Source organism: Bacillus sp. UNC322MFChir4.1 (assembly GCF_000746135.1).
In the GTDB taxonomy this organism is placed as follows: domain Bacteria; phylum Bacillota; class Bacilli; order Bacillales; family Bacillaceae_G; genus Bacillus_A.
The window spans coordinates 32,909-58,756 of record NZ_KN050809.1; the positions used below are offsets into that span (position 1 = coordinate 32,909).

At 36.2% G+C, this 25,848-nt stretch carries 27 protein-coding genes, 3 other RNA genes and 1 riboswitch; of the genes, 7 read left to right on the forward strand and 23 right to left on the reverse strand.

Annotated features, from left to right (window positions below):
* Window positions 1-104 precede the first annotated feature (104 nt).
* From BR72_RS17410 to BR72_RS17420, 3 genes are read right to left on the reverse strand one after another with little or no spacing between them, the layout of a single operon-like run.
* On the reverse strand, window positions 105-491 hold the full coding sequence (locus tag BR72_RS17410; RefSeq protein WP_035434951.1) for a DUF350 domain-containing protein: 387 nt from the start codon (window positions 489-491) through the stop codon (window positions 105-107).
* On the reverse strand, window positions 488-1,720 hold the full coding sequence (locus tag BR72_RS17415) for a glutathionylspermidine synthase family protein (RefSeq protein ID WP_035434952.1): 1,233 nt from the start codon (window positions 1,718-1,720) through the stop codon (window positions 488-490). The genes BR72_RS17410 and BR72_RS17415 overlap by 4 nt, the downstream gene beginning before the upstream one ends.
* 3 nt (window positions 1,721-1,723) lie before the next feature.
* Window positions 1,724-2,035, reverse strand: a complete 312-nt coding sequence (locus BR72_RS17420) for a hypothetical protein (RefSeq protein ID WP_035434953.1) — start codon at window positions 2,033-2,035, stop codon at window positions 1,724-1,726.
* Between the two features lie 81 nt (window positions 2,036-2,116).
* On the opposite strand from BR72_RS17420, the gene BR72_RS17425 reads away from it, so the two are divergent.
* Window positions 2,117-2,566 (forward strand): hypothetical protein, encoded by a 450-nt coding sequence (locus BR72_RS17425; protein ID WP_035434954.1) that lies wholly within the window; start codon window positions 2,117-2,119, stop codon window positions 2,564-2,566.
* 232 nt (window positions 2,567-2,798) lie between these two features.
* Here the strand turns inward: BR72_RS17425 and ssrS (BR72_RS25815) are convergent.
* The 5 genes from ssrS (BR72_RS25815) to BR72_RS17440 all read right to left on the reverse strand — a co-directional run bounded on the left by ssrS (BR72_RS25815) (window position 2,799) and on the right by BR72_RS17440 (window position 4,887).
* Window positions 2,799-2,983, reverse strand: a non-coding RNA gene (gene ssrS, locus BR72_RS25815) — 6S RNA.
* A gap of 21 nt (window positions 2,984-3,004) precedes the next feature.
* A non-coding RNA gene (ssrS, locus tag BR72_RS25820) (6S RNA) lies at window positions 3,005-3,189 on the reverse strand.
* A gap of 115 nt (window positions 3,190-3,304) precedes the next feature.
* Entirely contained in the window at window positions 3,305-4,138 is an 834-nt protein-coding gene (locus BR72_RS17430) for a sulfurtransferase (protein ID WP_035434956.1), read from the reverse strand.
* 2 nt (window positions 4,139-4,140) lie between these two features.
* Entirely contained in the window at window positions 4,141-4,413 is a 273-nt protein-coding gene (locus BR72_RS17435; protein WP_035434957.1) for a YpbS family protein, read from the reverse strand.
* Window positions 4,414-4,425: 12 nt separating this feature from the next.
* A complete protein-coding gene (locus BR72_RS17440; protein WP_035434959.1) occupies window positions 4,426-4,887 on the reverse strand; it encodes a GNAT family N-acetyltransferase in 462 nt (153 codons plus the stop codon).
* Window positions 4,888-4,957: 70 nt separating this feature from the next.
* Between BR72_RS17440 and BR72_RS17445 the strand changes: the two genes are divergently transcribed.
* Window positions 4,958-5,212 (forward strand): DUF3931 domain-containing protein, encoded by a 255-nt coding sequence (locus BR72_RS17445; protein ID WP_035434961.1) that lies wholly within the window; start codon window positions 4,958-4,960, stop codon window positions 5,210-5,212.
* Here the strand turns inward: BR72_RS17445 and BR72_RS17450 are convergent.
* Window positions 5,209-8,871, reverse strand: a complete 3,663-nt coding sequence (locus tag BR72_RS17450; RefSeq protein ID WP_035434963.1) for a dynamin family protein — start codon at window positions 8,869-8,871, stop codon at window positions 5,209-5,211. The genes BR72_RS17445 and BR72_RS17450 overlap by 4 nt on opposite strands.
* A gap of 492 nt (window positions 8,872-9,363) precedes the next feature.
* On the opposite strand from BR72_RS17450, the gene BR72_RS17455 reads away from it, so the two are divergent.
* Window positions 9,364-10,530 (forward strand): DUF418 domain-containing protein, encoded by a 1,167-nt coding sequence (locus BR72_RS17455; protein WP_035434965.1) that lies wholly within the window; start codon window positions 9,364-9,366, stop codon window positions 10,528-10,530.
* Between the two features lie 14 nt (window positions 10,531-10,544).
* Here BR72_RS17455 and pbuX read toward each other — a convergent pair whose 3' ends face one another.
* Window positions 10,545-11,867, reverse strand: coding sequence for a xanthine permease PbuX (pbuX, locus tag BR72_RS17460; RefSeq protein ID WP_035434967.1), 1,323 nt, complete (start codon window positions 11,865-11,867; stop codon window positions 10,545-10,547).
* Window positions 11,867-12,460 (reverse strand): xanthine phosphoribosyltransferase, encoded by a 594-nt coding sequence (locus BR72_RS17465; RefSeq protein WP_035434970.1) that lies wholly within the window; start codon window positions 12,458-12,460, stop codon window positions 11,867-11,869. The genes pbuX and BR72_RS17465 overlap by 1 nt, the downstream gene beginning before the upstream one ends.
* Window positions 12,461-12,566: 106 nt before the next feature.
* Window positions 12,567-12,668, reverse strand: a riboswitch (purine riboswitch).
* A 364-nt stretch (window positions 12,669-13,032) separates the two neighbouring features.
* Here BR72_RS17465 and BR72_RS26485 point away from each other — a divergent pair.
* The 3 genes from BR72_RS26485 to BR72_RS17475 are packed head-to-tail and all read left to right on the forward strand — an operon-like array spanning window position 13,033 to window position 15,329.
* Window positions 13,033-13,179: a cytochrome c oxidase subunit 2A gene (locus BR72_RS26485; protein WP_090995267.1), complete on the forward strand. Its 147-nt coding sequence runs from the start codon at window positions 13,033-13,035 to the stop codon at window positions 13,177-13,179.
* 30 nt (window positions 13,180-13,209) lie between these two features.
* On the forward strand, window positions 13,210-13,683 hold the full coding sequence (locus tag BR72_RS17470) for a cytochrome c oxidase subunit II (protein WP_035434971.1): 474 nt from the start codon (window positions 13,210-13,212) through the stop codon (window positions 13,681-13,683).
* Window positions 13,680-15,329: a b(o/a)3-type cytochrome-c oxidase subunit 1 gene (locus BR72_RS17475; protein ID WP_035434973.1), complete on the forward strand. Its 1,650-nt coding sequence runs from the start codon at window positions 13,680-13,682 to the stop codon at window positions 15,327-15,329. Before BR72_RS17470 ends, BR72_RS17475 begins: the two co-directional genes overlap by 4 nt.
* A gap of 68 nt (window positions 15,330-15,397) precedes the next feature.
* Here BR72_RS17475 and BR72_RS17480 read toward each other — a convergent pair whose 3' ends face one another.
* From BR72_RS17480 to BR72_RS17520, 10 genes are all read right to left on the reverse strand, one after another.
* Window positions 15,398-15,862 carry a GNAT family N-acetyltransferase gene (locus tag BR72_RS17480; RefSeq protein ID WP_035434975.1) on the reverse strand — a complete coding sequence of 155 codons (465 nt, stop codon included), beginning with the start codon at window positions 15,860-15,862 and terminating at the stop codon, window positions 15,398-15,400.
* Between the two features lie 56 nt (window positions 15,863-15,918).
* Window positions 15,919-17,436, reverse strand: a complete 1,518-nt coding sequence (locus BR72_RS17485; protein WP_035434977.1) for a carboxypeptidase M32 — start codon at window positions 17,434-17,436, stop codon at window positions 15,919-15,921.
* A 125-nt stretch (window positions 17,437-17,561) separates the two neighbouring features.
* The gene (locus tag BR72_RS17490; RefSeq protein ID WP_035434979.1) at window positions 17,562-19,499 is read right to left on the reverse strand and encodes an ATP-dependent DNA helicase; all 1,938 of its coding nucleotides are present in this window, start codon (window positions 19,497-19,499) and stop codon (window positions 17,562-17,564) included.
* A 132-nt stretch (window positions 19,500-19,631) separates the two neighbouring features.
* The gene (locus BR72_RS17495; protein ID WP_035434981.1) at window positions 19,632-19,817 is read right to left on the reverse strand and encodes a DUF3921 family protein; all 186 of its coding nucleotides are present in this window, start codon (window positions 19,815-19,817) and stop codon (window positions 19,632-19,634) included.
* A 63-nt stretch (window positions 19,818-19,880) separates the two neighbouring features.
* Complete coding sequence (locus BR72_RS17500) at window positions 19,881-21,017, reverse strand: THUMP domain-containing class I SAM-dependent RNA methyltransferase (RefSeq protein WP_035434983.1); 1,137 nt, start codon at window positions 21,015-21,017, stop codon at window positions 19,881-19,883.
* A gap of 213 nt (window positions 21,018-21,230) precedes the next feature.
* Window positions 21,231-21,620: RNase P RNA component class B (gene rnpB / locus BR72_RS25830), an RNA gene on the reverse strand.
* Between the two features lie 87 nt (window positions 21,621-21,707).
* A complete protein-coding gene (gpsB, locus tag BR72_RS17505; protein ID WP_035434984.1) occupies window positions 21,708-22,049 on the reverse strand; it encodes a cell division regulator GpsB in 342 nt (113 codons plus the stop codon).
* Window positions 22,050-22,119: 70 nt separating this feature from the next.
* Window positions 22,120-22,674 (reverse strand): SLOG family protein, encoded by a 555-nt coding sequence (locus BR72_RS17510; RefSeq protein ID WP_035434986.1) that lies wholly within the window; start codon window positions 22,672-22,674, stop codon window positions 22,120-22,122.
* A gap of 59 nt (window positions 22,675-22,733) precedes the next feature.
* A complete protein-coding gene (locus BR72_RS17515) occupies window positions 22,734-23,264 on the reverse strand; it encodes a CotD family spore coat protein (RefSeq protein WP_035434988.1) in 531 nt (176 codons plus the stop codon).
* Between the two features lie 569 nt (window positions 23,265-23,833).
* Window positions 23,834-24,370, reverse strand: a complete 537-nt coding sequence (locus tag BR72_RS17520) for a YppG family protein (RefSeq protein WP_035434989.1) — start codon at window positions 24,368-24,370, stop codon at window positions 23,834-23,836.
* A 194-nt stretch (window positions 24,371-24,564) separates the two neighbouring features.
* Between BR72_RS17520 and BR72_RS17525 the strand changes: the two genes are divergently transcribed.
* Window positions 24,565-24,774 carry a YppF family protein gene (locus BR72_RS17525; RefSeq protein ID WP_035434991.1) on the forward strand — a complete coding sequence of 70 codons (210 nt, stop codon included), beginning with the start codon at window positions 24,565-24,567 and terminating at the stop codon, window positions 24,772-24,774.
* A gap of 25 nt (window positions 24,775-24,799) precedes the next feature.
* On the opposite strand, the gene BR72_RS17530 is transcribed toward BR72_RS17525, so the two are convergent.
* Together BR72_RS17530 and BR72_RS17535 are read right to left on the reverse strand one after the other, a co-directional pair.
* Window positions 24,800-25,150 (reverse strand): YppE family protein, encoded by a 351-nt coding sequence (locus BR72_RS17530; protein WP_035434993.1) that lies wholly within the window; start codon window positions 25,148-25,150, stop codon window positions 24,800-24,802.
* Between the two features lie 9 nt (window positions 25,151-25,159).
* On the reverse strand, window positions 25,160-25,402 hold the full coding sequence (locus tag BR72_RS17535; protein WP_035434994.1) for a hypothetical protein: 243 nt from the start codon (window positions 25,400-25,402) through the stop codon (window positions 25,160-25,162).
* Window positions 25,403-25,848 lie beyond the last annotated feature (446 nt).

Sequence of the window (25,848 nt, forward strand, 5' to 3'; positions counted from 1 at the left end):
TTTTGCATAGTCGCAACTTATATATCGAAAAAGTAAAACTAATTTATATAGAAAGCGATTTAGACTCGAAACACTCTTATTCTAATACTAATTTTTATGGTTTTTTAATATGTTAAACACCCAGCAATCACAATTCCGATAGAAATTGATAAAAACATAAGGAAAATTCCGACGGCTTGGTTATCTTCTTCGATGCTTTGATTAATGTTAAAACGCGGTGTGCACAATTCGGCTAAATAAAATACAACGATTTGTGCTAAAATTCCAATCCCTCCCCATAAAGCCATATCCATTAGTGAAACAGAATGAGCAGTAGCCGAATACAAAACGATAGCAAGACCAAGAAGCCTTCCTCCAAGTGCGTAGCTTGCTGCACGATTCCCTTTAGCCATTAATGAAAATTCCTTCACTTTTGTTGTCACTTCCATTAGAAACAGACCGATACATAAAAGACCGAGTGAAACTGCTAAATAAAGTAAAAAGTTCATCATTTATAACCCTCCTTTTTAATCCCAACAGGTAAATAATAAGATTCATTTCCCGTAATTTTTTCACCAGCACGTATACCAATACTACTTGCTTTCCCAGCAATTAAAAACGAGCCAAACACATACGATAGCTCTTCGTTCCCTTTTTCAGTCTCAAAAGAAAAAACTGGAAGCTTTATGTACTCTTGAAATACAGGGAGTTCTTTTTTATATGTTTGATATGCATTTTGAATTACAACCTTTGTATCTTTGTCACGAATTGTAACCGTATCACCTTCTCTACCAAACGAAGGTTTTTGAACAAAAGAACTCTTTCTTAAGAATTGATCTGGTTCTAAGTATGTAGGAAGCATATATTCTTTAATCCATTGTCGTTCTTCATTCGTATAAAAAGCTCCCATCTCAGCTAATCCCCAAATCAAGCATTGAATCGATTTTGGCTGTAGTAGAAAGGATGAAATAGGATTTATAATAAAAAGTTTTCCTTCCTGTACAAGTCGCAACAACTCAATTCCTACAAAATCTCCAGTTTTAGGATCACGGTCCTCAACTAAATCTTCAATAGGATATGTTTGCCGATACAAAATATCAATTGGTACACCGTCTCTGTCGAGCAAGGCATCTTCAGTAATTCTGAGGTCAGACATTGATACCATTTTATTTTCAACTTGACATAACTGACTCAAATACATAGTAGTATTCCAATCTTCTATATGTTCATGATGCGCTGTGAAAACAACGTTTGGCATTTCTATTCCTTTAGCAAATTCCATTACTGCTTTTGTGATACCAGAAGAAAGAAGACGTTCTTGACTTTCGTTTGGGTCAAGATAATTTAATTCTTTACACACTTCTCCATTCATTTGAAAACATTCTAGAATAAAAGTTGGTGTATCACTATTAAACTCAAGCATTTTGATACGACCATCTGTTAAAGCAAAATCAAACCGTGAAATAACAGATTCAGGAAACAGAGATTTCATTCTGATAAAAGGCAAACTTGAAGATGGAAAGCCAAGTTCAAGAAGCTGATCGTCAGCCAAAGTGCGAAGAAGTCTAGCAGTCTTAAAAAATACTTCTCCCATTCGTTCTGTTGCTAATTGTAAATTCCTAACAGTTTGCTCTGTTATTTCAAAAACATGAAAAAGGCTATACTCACTTCCATATAAGTCAGACCAAAAATGAGGAAATCTTGAATAAAATTGCTTACGTTCCTTTATATAAGTCGACATGATTTAACCTCCAGATCCTCCTTTTGAACCGCTTCCAATCCCCCCTTTAAAATTAGACGAAGCTTGATAGGATTTAAATTCAGGCGAATTTTTGAAAGTTGACTTATTTTGATAATAGTTACCGCTGTAATAATAATGTCCACGATAACTTGAATGATTATCATCACATCGCCACACTCCAAGTTCATCATCAAAGTCCCAATCGGAACAGCTCCTATCATTTGGTTTTGGAGGGAGATCTTTTGTACAACCTGATAAAGTGCTAGTCATTAAAGAAGTAAGAACACCTGTTACTAACCATTTCGTTTTTGTCACCTTCCCACACTCCTTATAGATTATATTACTATTATAAAAGAATTCATGATAAAATAGAAGAAAAAGGAAGAGGGATTACTATTGCGATTAGAATATCGACTTAATGATGAAGCTAAGCAATATCCTGCTTTATGGAACTATCCGGATATTTCTATCTCTGAAACGGTCGCAAGGATGACTTGCGAGTATTTCATAAAAAAAGGAGATACATATGTCGTAACAGCGACCGCGATGGACTCTGATGGAACAGCAGTAATATATGTCAAAAAAGAAACGTTCTTCGAAGATTCTTCAGAAACAATATATTCACATATAGGTTTTGAGATTAGAGAACTACAAGGAGAAAGTTCAATTTTGATAGAAAGTAATGATGTACGGAATCATGAGGATATCTTAACATACCTCCATTCAGATATTTTGTACGTTCATAGGAACGGAATATTAATGGAATTTGCCTTAGACTCTAGGGAGATTGATGAAGATCGAAAGTGCTATGTTTATTATGGAGAATTTACAGGTGAATGCAGATAACATTAAAAAGCTCTATGCTATATAAGTAAAAAACCGCCGCTCTTTTTAGAAGGCTGGCTATGCATAGAAGCGGTCAGGGCCTGTTTTCTGCCAAAGGCAAGGTGTAAACAAAAGGAGAACGTAAGTATCGGTTATGTTGGATTCTCTGGATAGTAACGAACTCATATGTCAAAAAAGAAAAATGTTTTCTCAACAAATTAAAAACCTTACGTATAAAACGTAAGGTTTTTTATATAGCCCCACATATGCCGTTCTCTTCTAGATGTCCATAAACCCGCTCTCGCAGGTGGATGTTCTCAAAAATGCTTTCATCTTCCTTCTTCAAAAGATGGCTTGATGGCCACATTTTAATATTGAACTTCCGTATTACTATCATTGGTTTAAGACATACACAAGCTACGTACATCGTAGGTAATTATTATGAACCATAAGTATAAATAGAACCCCGCACGTGCCGTCTCTCGTAAATGTCCAAAAACCCGCTACTCGCAGGTGGATGTTCTCACAGTTGCCTTTCATCTTCCTTCTCAAAGAAAGGCATGATGTTGGCTCCTAAATATCGAACTTCCGTATTACTAACATCGGTTTTAGACATAAATAAGTTACGCACACCGCAGGATGTTTTATTTATTTGTCGTTATCTTATCACATTGTTCGCAACGTGTAAAATAATTTGTTTTTTAAGTATTTGTTGTTTGTGCCCCTATTGTAATACAAATTTTTTTAAGGTGCAATAGGCTACTGTTTTTCTTTCACAATTATATTTTCAGGATAAGAAATCCAATCACTCCAGCTGCCTACATATAATTTTACATTTGTAAAACCAGCCATTTTTAATGTTAATACATTTGGACATGCCGTTACACCAGATCCGCAATAGACAATCGTTTCTTTCTCTTTATCAAGATGCATAAAACGATCTTCTTGTTCCTTTTGCGTCTTAAAAGCATCAGACTCTGTTACACCATTTTTCCAAAAGTAATTTTGCGCAGTTGGAATATGGCCAGCTGCTTTATCAACTGATTCTTCTAATCCTGTAAAACGTTTTGGTTCTCGCGAGTCAATTAGCGCTATATCTGCACGTTTATTAATTTTCGCTTGTAGTTCTTCCATTGTAACAACAAAATCGTTTTGTATAGATGGAATGAACGTCTTCGGTGCAAAGACCGGTATCTCACTCATCACTTCAAAATTTTGTTCCTTCCACGCCGGGAAACCGCCATTTAATACATACACTTTATCATGCCCAAGATAAGTTAAGAGCCACCAAAGGCGAGAAGCCATCGCTCCCCCCTGACTATCGTAGGCCACAACTGTCGTATGTTCATCAATCCCCGCTTGCGAAAGCTTTTGGGCAAATTCTTCTATGTGTGGAAGCGGGTGGCGTCCCCCGTGCCTTGTAACCGCACTTGATAAATCTTTATTTAAATCAAAATAGAGCGCAAACGGAATATGTGCTTCATTATATTGTTCTTTTCCCCAATTTGGATTTGTTAAGTCAAAACGGCAATCAATAATTCTAACATGCTCATCTTGTAAATGTTCATGTAACCATTCGACTGTAACGATCATACTTAACGACCTTCTTTCTCTTTTAAACGTCCTACGTATTCCATTACCATCTCTTCTGTTACAATTTTACGTTGCTGTGCAATGCCGTTTTTTGCAAGTTCATTAATTTGTTTTGTTATCATATTAATTACATCAACAGAGAAAGATTTTCCATTTGATGCAAGTGATACAGCCGCTTCAATCGCCGCTTCACGCTGTGCATCTAACTGTAGAAATGCTTTCACCACTTCATTTTGTTTACGAGAATGTGCTGTAATTGCTTCATGTACTTCCATGTCCTCTTCCTCCTACTGTAAGTGCATTGTAAGCCGAATCATGTCACGACATACAATGCCATTTTCCATAATCTCTTCTTCATAATGCTTTGAAAAGTAATCAAAATCAATAGAAAAGATGCGAAATCCACATTTTTGATACAAAGTAAGCTGTGAAACACTAGAATTGCCTGTGCCAATTTCAAGCGTGTGCATATTTTGTTCTTTTGCAGTTCGAATCGCATGCTGTAACAACTGCTTTCCGATGCCTTTTCCCTGCTCTTTTTCAGAAACAGCAATATTCATAATTTCCATTGTACTTGGGCGCGTTTCTAACAATACATACACTCCAATCACATCTTCAAGGCGCTTTGCGACATAAATGATGCCCCGATGGAGATACGATTTCAATTGTCGTTCGCTTGGATCAGCAAGTAATAATAGCTGGAGCGGCGCCTCATTTGGTAAAACATGTTCTATTACTAATTCTCCCATGAAAATTCTCTCTCCTCTTTGTTCTAAACCATACTTGTCTTCCATAAGTAATACAAAGGAGGTCATTATTATGGACAACAATGAAAAGAAGTGCAATATAATCTCCATTGATGAGAAGAAAAAGAAAAACGGTACGTACTCCTATCCAAAATTAACGATAGAAGGAAAACCATATGAGTTCACTTCCTTCGTCTTATGCGGCGAAACGCCAGACGGAAGACGTCTCGTCCTAACTCATATGGTTTCCTCAGATGAATTTGCCGGATTTGTAAAATCATTAGATACTGTACTACAAAAACGTATTGAACGTATTTTTTTCTCTTAATACGTATCTTCTAGTTCATCTTCTAGTATTATTAATTGTTTTCCTAATTCTTCTTTTCGCTGTTCGTATGCAGAAACATCAATTGTTTCCAATAACACAAATAATAAACTTTCATAGTATTGTGTTACATCTTGCATCATAGCTGTTTTCACAAGTTCCCATCTATGAAGCCATTCTTGATTATAATGATTAATAAATAGGCGTTGTTCTTCCGTTACGTAATCTGCTACAAACGGTTCTAACGTTTGCTTCATTTCTTCTTGCATCAATGCTTTATCATTTTTCTCAAAGAAATTTTTCTCGCTTTTAAAATGAGCTAACGCTCTTTTAAATTGTTTTTCTTCTATATTTGGAAATGGATTTTCATGAGTAAGAACGCGATAGTCGTATGTTACCTCTGTCTGAACTACGAGCTGTTCATTTCTTGTAACACATTGCTCTATTACTTCTTGTTGTACATGTTTCATTGTTTCATTTATCCATTTTTCAAGACGCAGTGAAGTTGCACGCATTTCTTGTAATAAGTCATGTTGTAAGAAAGCAATTAACTCCATCATGCACTCTTGTAATTTATCTTTCACATTCCCTTGCGTTCGTAAAGAAGCTGGATTAATAAATTCTGTAAACACATCATTGTAACGTAAAAATAACCGTTGCTTTACATAATACAGAAGTTCTTTTGCTTCATTTTCCAAAGACTTTTCCTCTGTTATTACGCTGTGAGAAGAAATCATGTGAAGCAGTTCTTCGCGTTCTGCTTCATATTTTTTTCGTTGTTGTTCTTTTACTTCATTGCCTTGCATTGCGCTTTCAATCATATTTGCAAGAAGCTTATGACCATTTTGAAGTGCGCTGTATAAAGAATGAACCGACACAAGCATTAAATCCCTCATAATAAACGAAGTGAAAGCTTGTTCAAATTGTGCAAGACCAGATTGCTCTAGAATGCCATACGCTGCTTTCGAAATATCTTTCCCTTGTTTTTCTTCTAATGCAAATAAACTAGATATTGCAAACAAGCGTGGATTACGAATCCCATACTGTAGTAATTGATCGCTAATATATCCTTTTACTGTTTGTAACTCCTCTTCGGACTGTGCTAAATCAGCCGCATTAATTAAGAAAAACATTTTATCAAGCGCAAATGTATCTTTCACACGACCAAGTTGAATTAAAAATTCTCGATCTGCTCGTGAAAATACGTGGTTATAATATGTTACAAATAAAATCGCATCTGCATTTTTTATATACTGGAACGCTACGTCTGTATGGCGAGCGTTAATAGAATCTGCCCCTGGCGTATCTACAAGTGCAATGCCCTGTCTCGTTAACTCACAATCAAAATAAAGCTCCATATACTCTACAAAACATGATTTTTCTTCGCTCGCAACATAATCTGCAAATTCAGCTAACGTTACATGAGACTTTTCTCCTAAACGCTGCTTTACATCATCATATCCACGCTTTACAGCACGTAAAAAACTAAACGTTGTTTTTTGTCTACCACTTGGTGCTGGATATTGCAGTACATCATCAATTTGCAAAAGCGCCTCTTCTAACGAAGTAATCTCACGATAAAATAATTTATAAACAGCCTTTAAGTCCTCAAACAGTGCCGTTTCTGATTTAAACTGGACAATTACCGTGCCATGCGGCAACTCATCTGTTACTGGCAAAATTTGATTAATTGTTGCTGTTGTAGGATTAGGTGATACTGGTAATACCTTCTCCCCTAATAATGCGTTCGCAAAGGAAGATTTCCCAGCACTAAACGCTCCAAATAGCGCCACTGTAAACTGTTTCGCTTCCACACGTTTCCTTTTCTCCATAATTTCTTGTTGTACATGTTTAAGAGCTGGAATGTGCTGTAAAACATCTTCTGCATCCTTAACATGCTCTATGATTTTGGCAATGTTAAGCTTTGTTTCCGTGATTGGTTTCGGCTCATTATTAGTAAGTTCACTCTCTAATTCGCTTTGTGTTTGTAACTGAAATTTTTCGTTTGTTACGTTCTTTGTTTGTTGTAAAGCTGTTTCTATATCTATACTTTGTGAAACAGAAGTACGATTGTGCCATATATCTTGTAAATATTTTTCATACTGATCATACTCTTGCATGCACTGTAATTGTATTGTCTTTGCCTCTTTTATCGATTCATATTGCGCTATTTCTTCTCGTATATGCCCTCTATCAGCTTGTACTTTGCTGTGCAAGAGCGTCAAGCTTTTTTCAAATATATTTTGCGCTTCACGACGATAACGTTTCTTCAATTCATTTGCAACATCTGCTGTATAATGAAGCAAATAGTCTCCAGTAAATCCTGCTCCTTGTTTAATAGTCGCTTCTAGTAATGCAGGAGTAAAATCTACATTTAAATCATGTATTCCTTTTCCAAGCTCTTCTGTGAATAACTCTTTTTTCTTAAAAAAGGAGACAACGTACTCTTTCATATGAAAATCAAGCTGCGTTTCTACTGCTTTCTGTAGTGCCTCATAAAACACTTCTAAACGACGCTGTTTTTCTTGTTCTGTTTTTCCTTTTGAAAACAGTAAACCAACTTTAAATTTTGTAAGCTTCGTTTCCAAATATTGATTTGCTAAATCCCGCATCTCAAACGGCATTAAATACGCATTGTCTAAAATATTTTGCAAACCGCTAAAAAACTGCTCTTTCATTTCTGCTTCTGTATGTTCAATCTGTTTTTCATTTTCTGCAAGCTGTCCTAAAACCACCGTTACGTCTTGAAGTGATAACATCGATGCTAACTCGTTTTGAAACGGTTCCAATTGTTTTTCATATTGTGAATGTAAAAACGAAAAATGTTCTTGTAACAAATAAGATACTTCTCTTTCCATTCCTCTTTTTACATACACATCTTTTTCCTTTACTATCGAGGAAAGGCATTCCTCTAGCTGCCCTAATTCGTTGTGTGAATGATTTGGCATACGTAAAGACGTATAGAATATACCATCTACTTCTATATTCCAATTATAAAATGATTGCGCTACGCTTTTTTGATATGCGTCAAAAGGCAATTCATTTTCTTTATGTTTATCAATTTGATTCACAACAAGATAAACGGTTTTGTTGCGCTGTTTTAACTCTTTAACAAACTGTAAATTTACTTCTGATTGCACATGATTATAATCCATCATATAAAAAATCACATCAGCAAGATGCAATGTAGATTCTGTTGCAAGTTGATGGGCATCATCAGTTGAATCAATACCCGGTGTATCAACAAGAACAATGTCTTCTGGAAGCGGTGCATCAACGCGATAAATATGAATACCAATCACTTCATCACCATTTTTGCAAAGCTCTTTTAATTCTTCTGCTGTATACATACCGTCATACTCGTATTTCTGTCCTGATTTTAAACTAACAACAACGCGATTTTGTCCTTTTTCTATTTTTACAACATTCGCGCTCGTTGGAATCGGACTAGTTGGCAACAATTGATTTTTAAATAAATAATTCATCATTGTTGATTTCCCAGCAGAGAAGTGCCCGCAAAATGCAATCATCAGTTGGTCTTCTTTATACTTTCGTACAACTTCAAGCAACTTTTCGCTCTGTTCAATATCTCCTTTTTTCTGCCATTCTTCATAAAAACAAACGAGTTTTTCTAAACTGTTTGTTTGCATTGTTTTTGTCATCCCCTCGTGCCCCTTTATTCCATGATGTTTCCACCTTATATATATTACTAAATTTTCAGCATCTTCACAGTAAAAAAATAAAAAATCCTTTTCATTCTCTGTGAAAATGAAAAGGATTTCTATGTAGTATAGTTCATTATTTAGTTGCTCCTACTCGATGTAACACATGCTTTGTAACAACTGCATATAAAACAATTGTTCCTCCTAAAAATGCATATACCATATTTATCACACCTTACTTTTTTTGATAATGATTATCAATTTTAAAGATATTGTATCATTAAAGAGAATGATTATCAATATATATTTCAAAAAGAAAAGCTCCCTTTTAGAGAGCTTTCATACTGCCTGTTTTAAAGGAATTGTAGATTGTTGTGCATTTTTATTATAACTCACAAGTGAATTGTTAACAGTTGAAAAATTTTGGAAATTTATATACCTTACAATTCATCCTGTATTATACTTAAAGAAATATCGATAAGGAGATGAAATATGAACAGCATTTCACAAAATGAAAGAATTCATTCTATTGATATGATACGAGGGATTGCTATTTTTGGTATTTTCCTTGTAAATTGGCCTACGTTAGCTGGAATCGAGTCTCGAGATTTAACGACTGTTTACGAAGGATTTGATCGTTACATCCGATTATTTTATGATCTATTTGTCCAAACAAAATTTTACACTATCTTTTCATTTTTATTTGGTCTTGGCTTTTATATTTTTATGAAGCGCGCAGAAGAAAAAACAAAGCATCCAAAATTATTATTTATACGAAGACTACTTATTTTATTTTTATTCGGATTTTTACACTATGTACTACTTTGGGACGGCGACATTTTACATAATTACGCAATAAGTGGCTTCGTACTACTTTTCTTTTATAAAAGACAGCCAAAAACTTTATTAATCTGGTCTCTCATTTTATTAAGTATTTGGGAACTTTTTGTGTTGATGTTGAATTTAGTAGCACTAAATATGACACCTGAAGCACTTGACACTTTATCTGCACCTATCGTTCCCTTGTTAGATTGGAACTTGCAAGTTCAAGATCGCTTTACTACTTTTTACTCAGAAGAAATTAGCGGTTCTCTAATCATGCTACCAGAAACAGTTGGTCTCTTTTTACTCGGTCTATATGCCGGAAAAAAAGAAATGTTTCGCCGCGTAAACGAGATTGATACAAAACTTAAGAAATGGCAAATCATTACCTTCCTTGCTACTTTACCAACATGGGGGATTATTATTACCTACTTTACTATGAACGATCTATACGTACCGTTTTCAATGATTTCATTTATTACACTAAGTGGAAAGACACTATTCATTTTTTATATTTTTACACTTATGCGTCTCTTGCAGCATGCGAAATGGCAAAAGGTATTCCGTCCTTTCCAATATGTTGGCCGCATGGCATTAACGAACTATATCTCGCAAACAATCGTTTCGTTATTCGTATTTGGATTACTATTCAAGGCAAATATTATTTTTCCGCTTTGGGGCGGTACACTTTTTTGTATTGGCTTCTATATCATCCAAATCTTTATCAGCCGCTGGTGGCTCTCTCGTTATCAATACGGACCGCTTGAATATATTTGGCGCCTTGGCACATATGGAAAAGGCATGCCGCTAAAAAAACAAAGCAGTGTCTCATCTTGAGACACTGCTTTCTCTTACGCTTCAGAAACTGTACTTTGTATTGAAATCTGCTCTTCTTTTACCTTCGTTGTCCTTTGCGGAACCATATTAAACACAATATTTAAAAGCACTGCTGATGCACTTCCTAATACAATGCCGTTATCTGTTAAAATACGAACGCTCTCTGGAAGCTGGGAGAATAACGTTGGCACAACGGTAACACCAAGCCCCATTCCTACAGAACACGCCACAATTAATAAGTTTTCCTGTTTTGCAAAGTTAACGCTGCTTAACATTTTAATACCATATGCCATAACCATTCCGAACATAGCAAGCATTGCACCGCCTAGTACTGGCTTTGGAATAATTGTTGTTACTGCTGCAATCTTTGGAATAAATCCAAGGACAATTAGCATACCGCCGCATGTGTAAATGACCACGCGATTACGCACACCCGTTAATTGGACAAGTCCGACATTTTGTGAATATGTCGTATACGGAAATGCGTTAAAAATACCACCTAACACCATCGCAATCCCTTCTGCGCGGTATCCCTTCGCTAACTCTTTTTCACCAATTTCTTTCTTACAAATATCAGATAATGCAAAATATACACCTGTTGCTTCAACAATTCCTACACAAGCAACGAGAATCATTGTAATGACCGGCGTTAATTCAAATGTCGGTGTTCCAAAGTAAAATGGCTGTACTCCATGAAACCAGTCTGCTTGTGCTACTGCTTGTAAGCTTACTTTCCCCATTAACGCAGCAATTGCTGTGCCAAATAATAATCCTAATAAGATCGAAATAGAGCGAATGAACCCGTCAAAAAAACGGTACATGATGATAATAAATAATAATACACCGAATGCTAACGCTAAATTAGATACACTACCGAAGTCTTTACTTCCTACACCACCAGCCATATCGTTCATCGCGACTGGAACTAATGTAACTCCAATAACGGTTACAACTGAACCTGTAACAACTGGCGGAAACTGCTTTACAAGTTTTCCAAACACACGAGCAAATAACACAACGAAAAGTCCTGCTGCAATAATAGAGCCATACACTGCAGATACCCCGTACTGCTTACCAATTGCAATCATTGGTCCAACTGCCGTGAAAGTGCAGCCTAACACAACCGGAAGTCCAATACCGAAGAAGCGATTCGTTAACGCTTGTAAAATCGTCGCAATGCCGCACATTAATAAATCAATTGATACTAAATACATAAGTTCACGCTGATTCAATCCAAGTCCGCCGCCGACAATAAGCGGAACGATAATTGCTCCGGCATACATCGCAAGCATATGTTGAATACCTAAAGACGCAATTTTAAAAGGATGTTGCTTCATCATTCTACCTCCGCTACTTCGTGTTCCACAAAGCGAACTGTCCCGTTGTCAAGCGATGCAATTTCCGCAAGCGATTCTACATGAACACCACTCTCACGCAATTTACTGCCTCCATCTTGAAATGCTTTTTCAATTACAATTCCGATACCTGCTACTGTTGCTCCAGCTTGCTCTACTAAATTTATTAAGCCAAGTGCTGCCTGACCATTTGCTAAAAAGTCATCAATAATAAGAACACGATCGTCTTCGTATATATATTGTTTCGATATAGAGATTTCGTTCGTTTCTTGCTTTGTATAGGAATATACTTTTGCAGTATACATATTATCTTGTAATGTTAACGATTTACGCTTTCTTGCAAAAACAACCGTTACACCAAATTGTAATGCAGCCATCACAGCTGGAGCAATTCCTGAAGACTCAATCGTCACGATTTTTGTAATCTTTTCGTCTTTAAAACGCTTTGCAAACTCTTTTCCGATTTCTTGCATAAGCACTGGATCAATTTGATGATTTAAAAATGCATCTACCTTTAACACATCATCTGACAATACTTTTCCTTCACTCATAATTTTTTCTTTTAATAATTTCATAGTTTGTTCCTCCTCTTATGCAATAAAAAACTCCAAAAGCAGCCTTCACCCAATACAAGTGAGGGACGTGCTTTTGGAGCTTGCAAAAAAAGAATGCAACTATAGTAATATATTCGTCCTCACTCATAGTCGAAGCATTTACGGTACCTCGGTAGAAACTTGCAGGCCATATCCCTGCGATTATATGAGTGTTGCTAACTTATTTATTTTATAGAAGGATTATAACGCACTTTTTTTACTTTGAAAAGTATCTTCTTAAAAAACACGTACAAAAATTATTTATCAACCATTTTCGTTCGACTTTTGCAATCCTTTTCATTCCGTCATCATAATCCACTAATTTCAAAATCAATATTTTTACTCCTATTGTAAATCAACATGAACTTCACATTTTTTTCACATTTCATCATTACAAAAACGGCAAAAAACCATGATTTATCAACTTTTCATCATCAGCATAGTTTTAATTGTATTAATGAACAATTTTTGAAAGCAACGCTGACGATATAGAAATTGTCGGAATTTTTCGTATCATAAAACTGTAAGATTCACTTTCTCAAGGAGGGAGAAACATGGGGGAACGTAAATTACAACAACCGGTGAAGAGAAAACAAAAGGAGAGCTCACTTAAAGGTACATTAATTTTTGTTTTTTTCCTTGGATTCTTTTTAATCTTTACATGGTTTAGTGTATATCAAATTTTTGTAAATCGATTGTAGTATTACTCAGAAATAAGGGGGAGATGAGATATGCACTTGCATAAGTACGAAAAAATTTGGCTCATTTTCGGTATCGGTTCATTATTTGTTTTTTTAGCTGTAATTGGAGTAAGCGCGTTTTATATGGGAAACCAGCCGCCTAGTTGCTTAACGACAATCAATCCAGAAAAAGTAAATGCGACTGCTCCCTTTGATCACCCTGGTGTAAAGCAAGTCGGGAAAGATCATTATCAAGTAACCATTGTCTCACAAGCATTTTCCTTTACACCAAATGTCATTAAAGTGCCAAAAGGGGCCAAAGTTGACTTTGTTGTTGCAACGAAAGATGTTGTACACGGCTTTGAAATTGCGGGAACAAATGTGAATATGATGATCGAGCCCGGCTATGTGAGCACAGCTTCTCAAGTGTTTCACAAAGCTGGTGAGTATTTAATTGTATGCAATGAATATTGCGGAACAGGCCATCATATGATGAGCGCGAAAGTAGAGGTGACTGAGAAATGATCGCACTGCAAGATAAAATAAGTAAACGCGATGCAAAATTAGCAATGGCTCATATCCATGTTGCATTTATCGCTCTATTCTTAGGCGGATTATGCGGACTATTACAAGTACTTGTCCGATCTGGAAAGTTTAATCTTCCAGCTAATATTGGTTATTATCAAGTGTTAACAACACACGGCGTATTACTAGGACTCGTATTAACAACATTTTTTATTATCGGTTTTTTATTTGCTTGTATGAGTAAAACAACAGGCACTCTTTCAAAAGGCGTGCGGAGGACAGGTTGGATTGGCTTTTGGCTTATGACAATCGGGACCGCCCTGACCGCTGTTTTTATACTGTTAAATAAGGCCACCGTTCTCTATACATTTTATGCTCCGCTAAAAGCTCATCCTGGTTTTTACATCGGTCTTACCCTCGTTATTGTCGGCAGTTGGTTTAGCGGTTTTGCAATGTTCGCTCACTATCGCACCTGGAAGAAACACAATAAAGGAAAAATCGGTCCATTGCTGAGCTTCATGGCTGTTATTACAATGCTCCTTTGGCTTGTTGCAACGATTGGCGTTGCTGCAACAGCACTCGTACAATTCATTCCTTGGAGCCTAGGCATTGTTGATAAAATTGATGTTCTTGTCAGCAGAACATTATTCTGGTATTTTGGTCATCCACTCGTCTATTTTTGGCTTCTTCCTGCTTATATGGCATGGTATGTCATCATTCCAAAAATTATTGGTGGAAAAGTTTTTAGTGATTCTCTCGCTCGTTTATCGTTTATTTTGTTCTTATTGTTTTCCGTTCCAGTTGGATTTCACCACCAATTAACAGAACCTGGAATCGATCCGGGGTGGAAATACTTACAGGTTGTTTTAACATTTATGGTTATTATCCCTTCATTAATGACGGCATTCTCTCTATTTGCATCATTTGAACAATATGGACGTTCAAAAGGAGCAACTGGACTATTCGGTTGGCTTCGTGTGCTTCCATGGTCTGACGCTAGGTTCTTTGCACCGTTCGTTGGAATGCTTATGTTTATCCCAGCCGGAGCTGGAGGACTTGTAAATGCAAGTCATCAATTAAATCAAGTAGTTCATAATACCATCTGGATAACAGGACATTTTCATTTAACATTAGCTACATCTGTTGTACTCACATTTTTTGGAATTGGCTATTGGCTAATCCCCCACTTAACAGGACGTGTATTGACAAAAGAGATGAATCGCCTTGCGATGATTCAAACTTGTGTATGGTCACTTGGAATGTTTTTCATGTCTGCTGGAATGCACTTTGCTGGATTATTAGGAGCTCCGCGCCGCTCTTCTTTTTCCACATACGGCAATGCACCACAAGCAGTTGAATGGATACCATATCAAATTGCCCAAGCAGTTGGCGGCACAATTTTATTTGTCGGAATCATTTTAGCTATCATCATTTTCCTAGACCTTGCTTTCTTCGCACCAAAAGGCCATACTGAATTTCCAGTTGCAGAAGTATCTGATGCATCTGATCAACCACCAATGGTCTTTGAGAACTGGAAACTATGGCTCGGTATTACAGCACTACTTATTTTATTCGCCTACACGATTCCGTTTATAGATATGATTCAAAATGCGCCGCCTGGTTCGAAAGGCTTTAAATTGTGGTAAATGAAAAGCAGAGGGAGCCCCCTCTGCTTCATTTCAAGTATATCTATTGAATCCATGTACCCGAAGGTCTAAATCGAATACATCATTTTTAAAAACTCATAGCGCCCGCCATTTGTCTCTTGAACAAATGTACCAACCGCTTTAAATCCTGCCTTCTTATATACTTTAATTGCCCTTTTATTAAATGTCGCGACTGATAGCGTCATATATTTAGGGTGATATTTCTTTTCACTAAAGGCTAACCCAGCCTTTACAAATTTTAATCCAAGACCATTTCCTGTTATATCAGGCCTCATCCCTAACCCAATGTCCACTGTTTGATTGTCTATCTTATGAAAACTAAAAAAGCCAACCAGCATTTTGTTTTCCTGAACTACAAATGTAGTGTCTACTCTTAATTCATCGTTTAAAAATCCTTCTAAATCTTCCATGTCTGCTTCCATATCATAAAAAGAATATTCCCCTTCATAATGCCAGTTATATGCGATTTCCCTTGCTTCCTCTTGTGTCATCGCTTTAAAAATATACCCCACTCTTTAACCCCCTAGTTCACAAAAAGGAGCTGCAATGAAGCAGCTCCTTTTCCTTTTTATAGTTCATAAATCTCTTTATACTTCGCCTCTAAATAATCTGCTAAATAATTCGCATTCAATCCTTCACCCGTTACATCTTGTAAAATTTCTAAAGGCTTTTTCGTTTTCCCATATTGGTGAATGTTTTTTGTTAACCATTCACGAATTGGTGTCACGTTTCCTTCCGCTAGTAATGCATCATAGTTTGGAATCTCTTCTAACATCTTATGTTTAAATTGCGCTGCGTACATATAACCAAGTGCATAAGATGGGAAGTAGCCAAACGATCCATCTGACCAATGCACATCTTGGAGTACACCCTGTGCATCCGTTTCTGGACGTATACCTAAATAACTTTCCATTTTATCATTCCATGCTGCTGGCAAGTCTTTTACTTCTAATGTTCCATCAAATAATTCTTTCTCCAGTTCATAACGAACCATAACATGAAGCGGGTATGTCAGTTCATCCGCTTCAATACGAATAAAGGAAGGTTTTGACTCATTAATTGCATCATAGAAATCATCTAGTGATACACTTTCAAATTGTCCATCACTAAATTGTTTCAATACATCATAATTCTTCTTCCAAAATGATTTATTACGTCCAATAAAGTTTTCAAAGAATAATGATTGTGATTCATGAATCCCCATTGATGTACCACTGCAAAGCGGTGTACCTTCTAATTCTTCTGAAATATTTTGTTCATATACAGCATGTCCACATTCATGAATTGTTCCGAAAACTGCCATGCGGAAGTCATTCTCATCATAACGAGTCGTAATGCGAACATCCCCTCTATTTAATGTTATTTCAAAAGGATGTATCGTTTCATCTAGACGACCGGCCTCGAAATTATAATTTAATTGTTTTAGTAACCCTAAAGTGAAATTCTTTTGTTGTTCTTTTGAAAAATGTTCAAATAAAGCATTTGTTTTTAATTCTTTATCGGACTTGGAAATTTCTTTTACAAGCGGAACAATACGCTCACGTAGTTGTCCAAATACATGATCTAACACTTCTACCGTAATACCTGGCTCATACATATCTAAAAGCGTATTATATTTATAAGTTTCATAACCCCAATATGTAATAAATTTCTTCTTATATTCAACAATTTTTTCTAAGTATGGCCGAAACATTTCAAAATCAGATTTTTCACGAGCTTCTCCCCAAATACTTTCCGATTTTGCTTGTAATTTGACAAACTCTTCATACTCGGTCTGTGGAATTTTTTTATTCCGATCATACTCTTTGCGGCACTCTTCTACAATTTTCTTCGTTGTTTCAGAAATTTTATTATCTGCAATTAGCTGTTCTAATTCTTTTAAATATCGTTCCATCTCATCAGAAGTCGATAATGAAAAAACCTCTGATGAAAGCATCCCAATTACTTCCGAGCGCTGATCGACACCCTTCTTCGGTGCTCCTGTTCGTAAATCCCAAAATATTAGACTTAATGCTTCCCCGTAATTTCCAATCTTTTTCACATATGCTAAAAATTCTTTTTCTACTTCATATGTAGCAATCGTCATATTATAAAAACCTCCTTTTTCTACCTCACCCTTATTTCGACATAAACAAATAAATTCCTTTTCTAATAGAAAAAAAGCTTAGCAAACGCCAAGCTTTTTCCGATTAAAAAGAGAAAGATGTCACTCTAAAGCACTGTACCTTCTACTGGAAGCACCTGTTTCACAGCTTCTACTACCTTTTCATTTTCATCTTCTGATAGGAATAACGAAATATATCCTTCATCTTCACTCGTACGAATTAAACGACCGATTCCTTGACGAAGACGTAAAATCATATATGGTACATCAACATCCCAAAATGGATCATTCACGTGCTTACGCTTCGCTTCAAATACAGGATCATTTGGAGGGAATGGAAGCGACCAAATAATAACATGAGATAAAGATGAACCTGGAATATCTAAACCTTCCCATAAATGAACCGCACAAAGCACAGTCTCTTCTTCATTTTGGAAACGAGAAACAAGCTGACTAATTTCCTGGTCTCCTTCATATAAGAACGGAACAGACATTTGCTCTTTATTCACATATTCTTTGAACGCCGCAAGCTCTTGTGTTGTGCGGAATAATACAAGCGTGCGTCCATTTGTTTTTTGAATGTTCTCAAGTGTATATTGACATTTTCGTTCCCATTCATTTTCCTTCGTATATGACGGTAAGTACACTTTCATTTGTTCTTCATAATCAAACGGTGAAGCAACAGAGAATGATAAATAATCTTTTACCCCTAAGCTATTTGCAGTAAACGCAAATGAGTCATTTTCTGATAATGTTGCAGATGAAAAGATGTACGGGATTTTTTTGGAGAATACTTTTTCTTGTAGCACTTCTTCTACAGCACGCGGCATAATTACAAGCGTAAAGGAACCATCGCTTTCTTCTCCCCACGTAATTACATTTTTCTCATGCATAAATAAGCGTAATGAATGCTCTAATACATCCAAATGCTCATCAACAATATTTAAATCATATGTGTTTACTGTGTACATTTCACTTTCAAAAACTAGCGCATCGCCGACTTCAGAGATTTTTGCATATAGGCGTTTCGCTTCTTTCGTGACTTTTTCTGTTAATTGAATTTCTAATCGATTAGAACCAGCAATTTCCTTCTTACTTTCTTTAAGCGCCTCAAAAAACTGCTCTGTTTGCCAAATTGTTTCCTCTACTAAATAAGCAAACTCTTCGCGAATATCATTTTGCAGTAGTCGTGTTAAAAGTTGTTCCATCATTGTTTGTTTTAAACGATACGTAAGTGCTTTTTGCGCTGCATACTCCACAAGATGACCTTCATCAAAAACAACGCAGCTACTCTCTGGTAACAATGGCATTTGTCCTTCACGTTTACGCGCATCATATGTCCAAATATGGTCCATATAGAAATCTTGCGAACAAATAATTAAATCTGCAGCTTTACGATAATGTTCACGAGATAATGTTTGTCCGCAGCGATGTCGGGACTCACATGTAAAACAATCTTGGAAATAATCCCACGATACTTTTGACCATTCTTCATCATTTAATAACGGAAACTCTTTGCGATCACCGTAATGAGTAAAGTTTTGCAGCGTTCCATGATCAAATACGAATTGTGGCAATTCATAATATAAATCTTCAATTACTTCTGGAGCTCGTCCACTCATTACATCTTCAAGTTTACGTAAGCATAAATAATTGTCCATTGATTTAGCTAGACGCACATCAACTGATAACCCTAATGCTTCTGATAATTTCGCAATGTCGCCTTCTTCTTTTACTAGCTGTTCAATTAATGTTTCGTCTGCACAAGCAATAACAGCTGGCTTTCCTGTATAGCGCGCATAACAAATTGCATATAGCAGATATACAATCGTTTTTCCTGTTCCAACACCCGCCTCAGCAAACATTACTTTTTTCTCTTGAAATGCTCGTTCTAATTGAAACGCCATAAAAATTTGCTCATCACGCTCTTCAAATCCCTTTTCTGGTAAAACGTCGTAAAATACGTCTCCAATCCACTCATTTAACTTGTCGAAAAAATTATCTTGTTTCCCCACTTCAAATGGCAACTTTTGCTTCGTAAACATGCTATTCCTCCAACTACTCAATTTCTATATAAAAAGACAGAGCAACTCCTCATATAAAGAGCAGTTGCTGTTTTCTTGTTGTTTGCACTACAATTGAGCGAAAAAAGTTTTCCTGAATGAAGGAAAACTTTTCTACTCTATCAATGATTTTAAATATCGCTTATCAATTAAAGTTTCATGTGATAAAGCTGATAAATACTCTTCACGTGCTCTTTCTAACTCATAATCGGCTACGCCGTGAAGGTTTACTTCCTTCTCTAATTCATCATACGTTCGATGAATAGCCTTTTGAATAATGGAAAATTGCAAACCATCCATTAGCGCTTCCTCCTTTAGATTATCGCATAATAGCAAGTATATGCGTTCTAAAGAAGTTTTATACTAATCGCGCGGCGGACGTTTACCGAAATACTGGTAGTAATCAGTGCGAATAAATCCATTAAATAACTTACGTTTCTTCGATGCATCTTTGCCAAACCATTTCTCAAATTCAGGATGGCTTGTTAATACATATAAAGACCACGTATCTAGCGGGCGGAAGGCCTGTCCCATCTCCGCATACATTTTTTCAACAAGAGGCTTTTCACTTAAACGTTCTCCGTATGGAGGATTCGTCACAACGTAACCGTATTCCTCTTTTGTAGTAAAATCTTTTACTTGCATTTGCTTAAATGTAATCAGATCACCAAGTCCTACTTCATCAGCATTATCTTGTGCAACCTGTACCATACGATGATCAATATCTGATCCGATAATTTGAAGCGGTTGATCGTAATTTGCTAAGTCCTCTACTTCTTCACGAGCTATGCGCCAATTTTCTTTACCAACCCAACCCCAACCATCAGAAGCAAATTCACGGTTAAAGCCTGGAGCAATATTTTGACCAATTAACGCCGCTTCAAGTGGAATTGTTCCAGAACCGCAAAATGGATCTACAAACGGACGATCTGGTTTCCAGTTTGTTAACATAATTAACGAAGCTGCCAGCGTTTCTTTTAACGGTGCATCCCCTTGTCCAACGCGGTATCCACGCTTATGAAGCCCAACACCACTTGCATCAATTGTCAACGTTGCCACATCTTTTAATAATGCAATCTCAATACGAAATAGTGGGCCATCCTCTTCAAACCATGTTGTACGTCTATATGTACTTTTCAATTTTTCCACGACAGCTTTTTTTACGATACTTTGACAATCCGGCACACTAAACAATGTAGATTTGATCGATTTACCGATAACAGGGAATTCTCCGTTTTCCGGGATATAATCCCCCCAATTTAGGGCCTTTGTTTTTTCAAATAATTCATCAAATGTTGTTGCCTTAAATTCACCAACTTTAATTTTCACACGATCCGCTGTACGGAGCCATAGATTACTACGACAAATAGCTTTTTCGTCCGCTTCAAACGTTACTTTACCATTGTCTACCTGGCATTCATAACCGAGATTGCGAACTTCTCTTGCAACAAGCGCTTCAATTCCCATTGCAGCAGTTGCAATTAAAGTAACTTTTCCCATCTTCATTCTCCTCATAATGTATAATCAAGCAATAATCAGCAATATAATCCTCTCTGCCGATCAGTAAAATTCATAACATCTTCATTCAATACAATTTCATTAAGTTTACAAAACTTTCTTTACCATTTTAACTCACATTCCAAAACTTCATACAAATAAAAAGCCCTCCTCTTACAAAGGAGAGCTGAACAAATTCATGATTGGTTCATAACGTTCTGTAAGCCATGTTCTGTACCTTTGTACTGCAAACGGCCCACGCCTCGTACTCCGGTGGCAATCATCTATCTACAGAGCAATTGCATCTGTCCTTTCCCATCGTTCATTTCCTTAGGAAAAGTTCCCCTACCAATATTTGGGTTTCTCGCTCGTGGGGTTTACCTCGTTCCACTCCCATCATTTCTTCTGGGACTTCGTCACTGTGGCACTTTAAAGGTAGTCAAACCATATCCAAATGGACTTAGGTTTTTTCCCTGCCGTTAATCCAGCTTTACGCCAAATTACCCTAGCTTATGACTTCGCTAGGCACGAACACTACGACCATCTCAGGTCGTGCGAGCATGGACTTTCCTCTACAACAAAAAGTTGCAGCGATTACCCAAACGTTATGACATGAATTAGTATAGTGGAAACACAAATATTTTGCAACGTTTTTTATCCGAAAAATACTACGAACTTATTTATTCTCTTCCATTACTCGTATAGTTTACTTCCAAATACAGCTTTCTCCAAATTCGAAAGACGTTTTAAAATGTCTGTATTTGTATTGTTATATACTGGTTGCGGAGTCGAAATTGGCGATGGTGTCGGTTGTACTTGTACACTCAACGCTTTTTGTTTTTGTTCTTCCAATTCTTGTTTTAAACGTGCATTTTGCTGCTTTAATTGCTCAACTTCCTTATGAAACGCCTCATAGTCCTTAATAATTAAATCTAAAAACTTATCAACTTCTTCTTGTTGATATCCTCGCATTCCTGTTTTAAACTCTTTTTCTAAAATATCTTTTGCTGTTAACTTAATTTTATCAGAAATCATTCATTCCACCTCAAGCCTTTACCAAAACTTTCATTACTTAAATTTTTTCAGAAACAGCTCATTTTGTCAATCATATATCTTTATTCCACTGTTCTTCTTCTATTATATCTTGTAAATCAGAAAAAAGTATGAAATAACATTGATAATTTTGAGTTTCTGCTTTTTTTCTTCCTACTTCCACCATATATTTAGGACTTCCGGGCTTTTCCTCATCATACATAGCAAGCAAAGCATCACTTTTTTCAATTAAAAATTGATTTTTTAAACGGAATTGCTCTGGGCTTTCATATTTTCGCTTTGTGATGCTATCCACATGATCCGCTTGCGAAAGAATAAATTCATAATACTCCCTATTGTTTTCTTTCCAATTTTCTTCCTGCTCTAAAAAAGGGGTAAATATAGCTAATTTTAAATCCGGGTATTCCAATTGTAAATCAAAGACCACTTCAGCCGTCCATAACTCTACCCCTAATTGCCCACTAATAATTACCCATTCTAATCCTTCATCTAACAACGAAAGTAACCCTTTGCGCACCGCTTTTTTTATGTACTCTACACCAGGATGTTCATTTGAGAAAAGGCCCAGTTCAAATGGTTTATATCCTGTAACAGCTACTACTTTCAAAATAATACGCCCCTTTTCAAAAAAAAAGAACTAGCAATTCGCTAGTTCTAGCATAGCACTTACTTTTTAAACATGCCACCTACATTTGGTCCCATGTTAGGCGCTGGTGATACAGCTGGACTCACATTCGGACCAAATGGCGATACTTGACCGCATGGGGTACATCCGCCGAATCCGCCAACCCCTCCAACTCCAGGGCCGAATCCGCCAACTCCAGGGCCGAATCCACCAACTCCAGGGCCGAATCCGCCAACTCCTCCAACTCCAGGGCCGAATCCGCCAACTCCTCCAACTCCAGGGCCGAACCCGCCAACTCCTCCAACTCCAGGACCAGGTCCACCAACTCCTCCAACTACAGTTGGCGGAGCAGGTTGTATAACATTCACGCTAGAGTTTGTTTGTGGGAAATAATGCTGCGACTGTACTACTTGGTGGTGAACATGTTTCATATGCGTTGGATGGATATGAGGTACAATCGTTTTTGAGCATGTGTGTGTTTCACAACATTTTGTCGGATGCACAACTGGCGGTGCTATTGTAATTGGTGAAACTGGGCCCAATCCTCCAAAACAAGGATGACAATGATACATAGTTTTTCTCTCCTCTCACAGTTTGAAAATAACCTTACATTTTACAATATGTGAAAAGAGTAAAAGCCGTTTGTAACAAACACCTATTTCTATATTGGAAATTTGTCTATAAAAATTGTTTAAAATTTGTGAAAATAAAAATAGTTAATGTAATCATAACAAAAAACAAAAGTAAAATAATTCTCTTCACATTCTTCCTCTCCATATACTTTATTTTTAATACTACTGCAATTGTAAAATGGATAGGAAGTCCGAACAACTATTTTTTATGACATTTCATCTGCCAAATTTGGGTATTTTATTAGTCTCCACATATCAAAATATCTTAAGACATTTCCCTATAACTTTTTACACGTCTCTTCCTATATAAAGACCTCAAAAAAACTACCTATATAATTTCAATTTTTTCAACTAACCATTCATAGGAAAGACACCCATGAATGGAAGTTTCACTTTACCCCGCTCTAACGGCTGGTATGAAGCGGAATCAGGAAGAGAATCAAACCATCCGTATGAGCCCGATTGGTTCTACTAACCATTCATGGGAAAATCGCCCATGAATGGAAGTTTCATTTTACAAAAAAACCACCTACTTGTTTGACAATACCGGTAATTTGGTTCATTGCATTCATCATTTGGCCTGCGGTACCCATCATTTTATTAATGTCATAATTTCCGTCAGATGTTTTAAACTGCGACATAAAGCTGGAAAATTGGCTTGGCTGTTGTTTTGTAGAGTTTTGTTTATTCATCATTGGATATGGCGTATGTGGATAAAAAGAAGATTGAGTAGGTTGTTTCGGTGGATAAAACATCGACTGATTCATTTGTGGAAGTTGAAAAGGTTGAAAATAATTAGTGTAATTCATATAGTAAGGCGCAAAAGGATACATATTATAACGTAAGTATGGGTCTTGTTCATTCTGATACATGTTAGAACCTAAGTATGGGTCTTGTTCATTTTGATACATGTTAGAACGCAAGTATGGGTCTTGTTCACTCTGATACATGTTAGAACGCAAATACGGGTCCTGTTCACTCTGATACATGTTAGAACGCAAGTATGGGTCTTGTTCACTCTGATACATGTTAGAACGTTGAAACATGCATTCTCCCTCCTCTAACTGTTTTTTATACAGTTAGAATATGTAATCAAAAAAAAAATGTGTAATCGTCCTATAAATTGCAAATTTTGAATACAAACTTTAAATTTAAAGAAATTTAAATTTTCGAAAAATAAAAAAGTAAGCGTTTGTATGCTACCATTAAATAGAAAGATTCTTATGGGGGAGGAATCAACATGGTATTAGGGGACTTAAAACAAGAATTCGTCATAAAAAAGGGGTATGAACCAGAAGATTTAAATGAGTTACTTGATTTCGCAAGAAATTCTTATCTAAAAGGAAAAATTTGCTTATCAGAGTATAGAAGTATAATTCGTGAATTAGAAACAATAGGGGCTACAAAACCAACTTACGAAACAGAAAAAGATATTATAACAGAAGCATAAAAATAAGAGGGACTTTCCCCTCTTATTACTTACATTGTTCTAAAATATTTTGTAATGTATAATGAATCGCTTGATGCGTTTCAAAAAAACGTTTTCCATTCATTTTCCTCGCAAAGCACTGTAAAGAATTATTTTGTAAATTTGTACATACTTGTTCTATTTGCTGTACATGTATGTATTTAGGCTTTGTACGCTGCAACCACTCCAAAACGAATTGTTTCCATTCTTCTAAGTTTTGATCCACTAAAGATACGAATGGCTTTATATCATGATAAAAATCAAATTCACATTCTTCACTTTCTCTTTTTTTTATAATTGTTTCATCATTATACTCAATTAGTTTTTTTGTTAACTCAATCAATGTTGTATATTCCACTATTCTCACCTATATACTAACGGCTACTATTTGAAATGTTTGTACCCAGTTACCTTTCTCTTCATGATTTAATAATTTCGTTTCCATATGCTTCATATGCATTTCCATAATCTCTACTTTATTAACTACAAATTCTTTTTTATCCTTTAGCGCATGATCAACCCTAAGCGACACGTTCATTTCAAGCAAATCAAGAGTATTTAACATCTGATCCATCTTTTTCATTACATCTTCTTTCTGAACCATTTTCATCTTCAACACGCCTCCCTCTTTGCTTTTTCTTTGTCATGTTAATTCGCCAGCTCTATTTTTACTCCTGCATGCTTGACAAAACTAGTTGTAATTCGGCAAAGAAAGTGATTTTTTGTATGAAGTTTATGAAAGTGGCAACAATACGAAAGGGAGGTGTCGACATTGGCTAAAAATAAAAATGAAAACAAGAAAAAACAACCTCAAAGCAAACAAAATAAACCTGAAACAGGAAATCCAAAATTAGACGGTCCAAATTTTCCTGCGACATAAGACATAAAACTTCCATCAGTGAACATTCTTCTCACTGATGGTTAGTTAAACCAATCGGGCTCTTACGGATGGTTTCATTCCCGCTTTCCACAAAGCGGGATTTTTTTATTATATCATGAATAATACAAACTTTACTTGATTAAGATACCGACATTCTATCCCCTCTCTTCTATCTC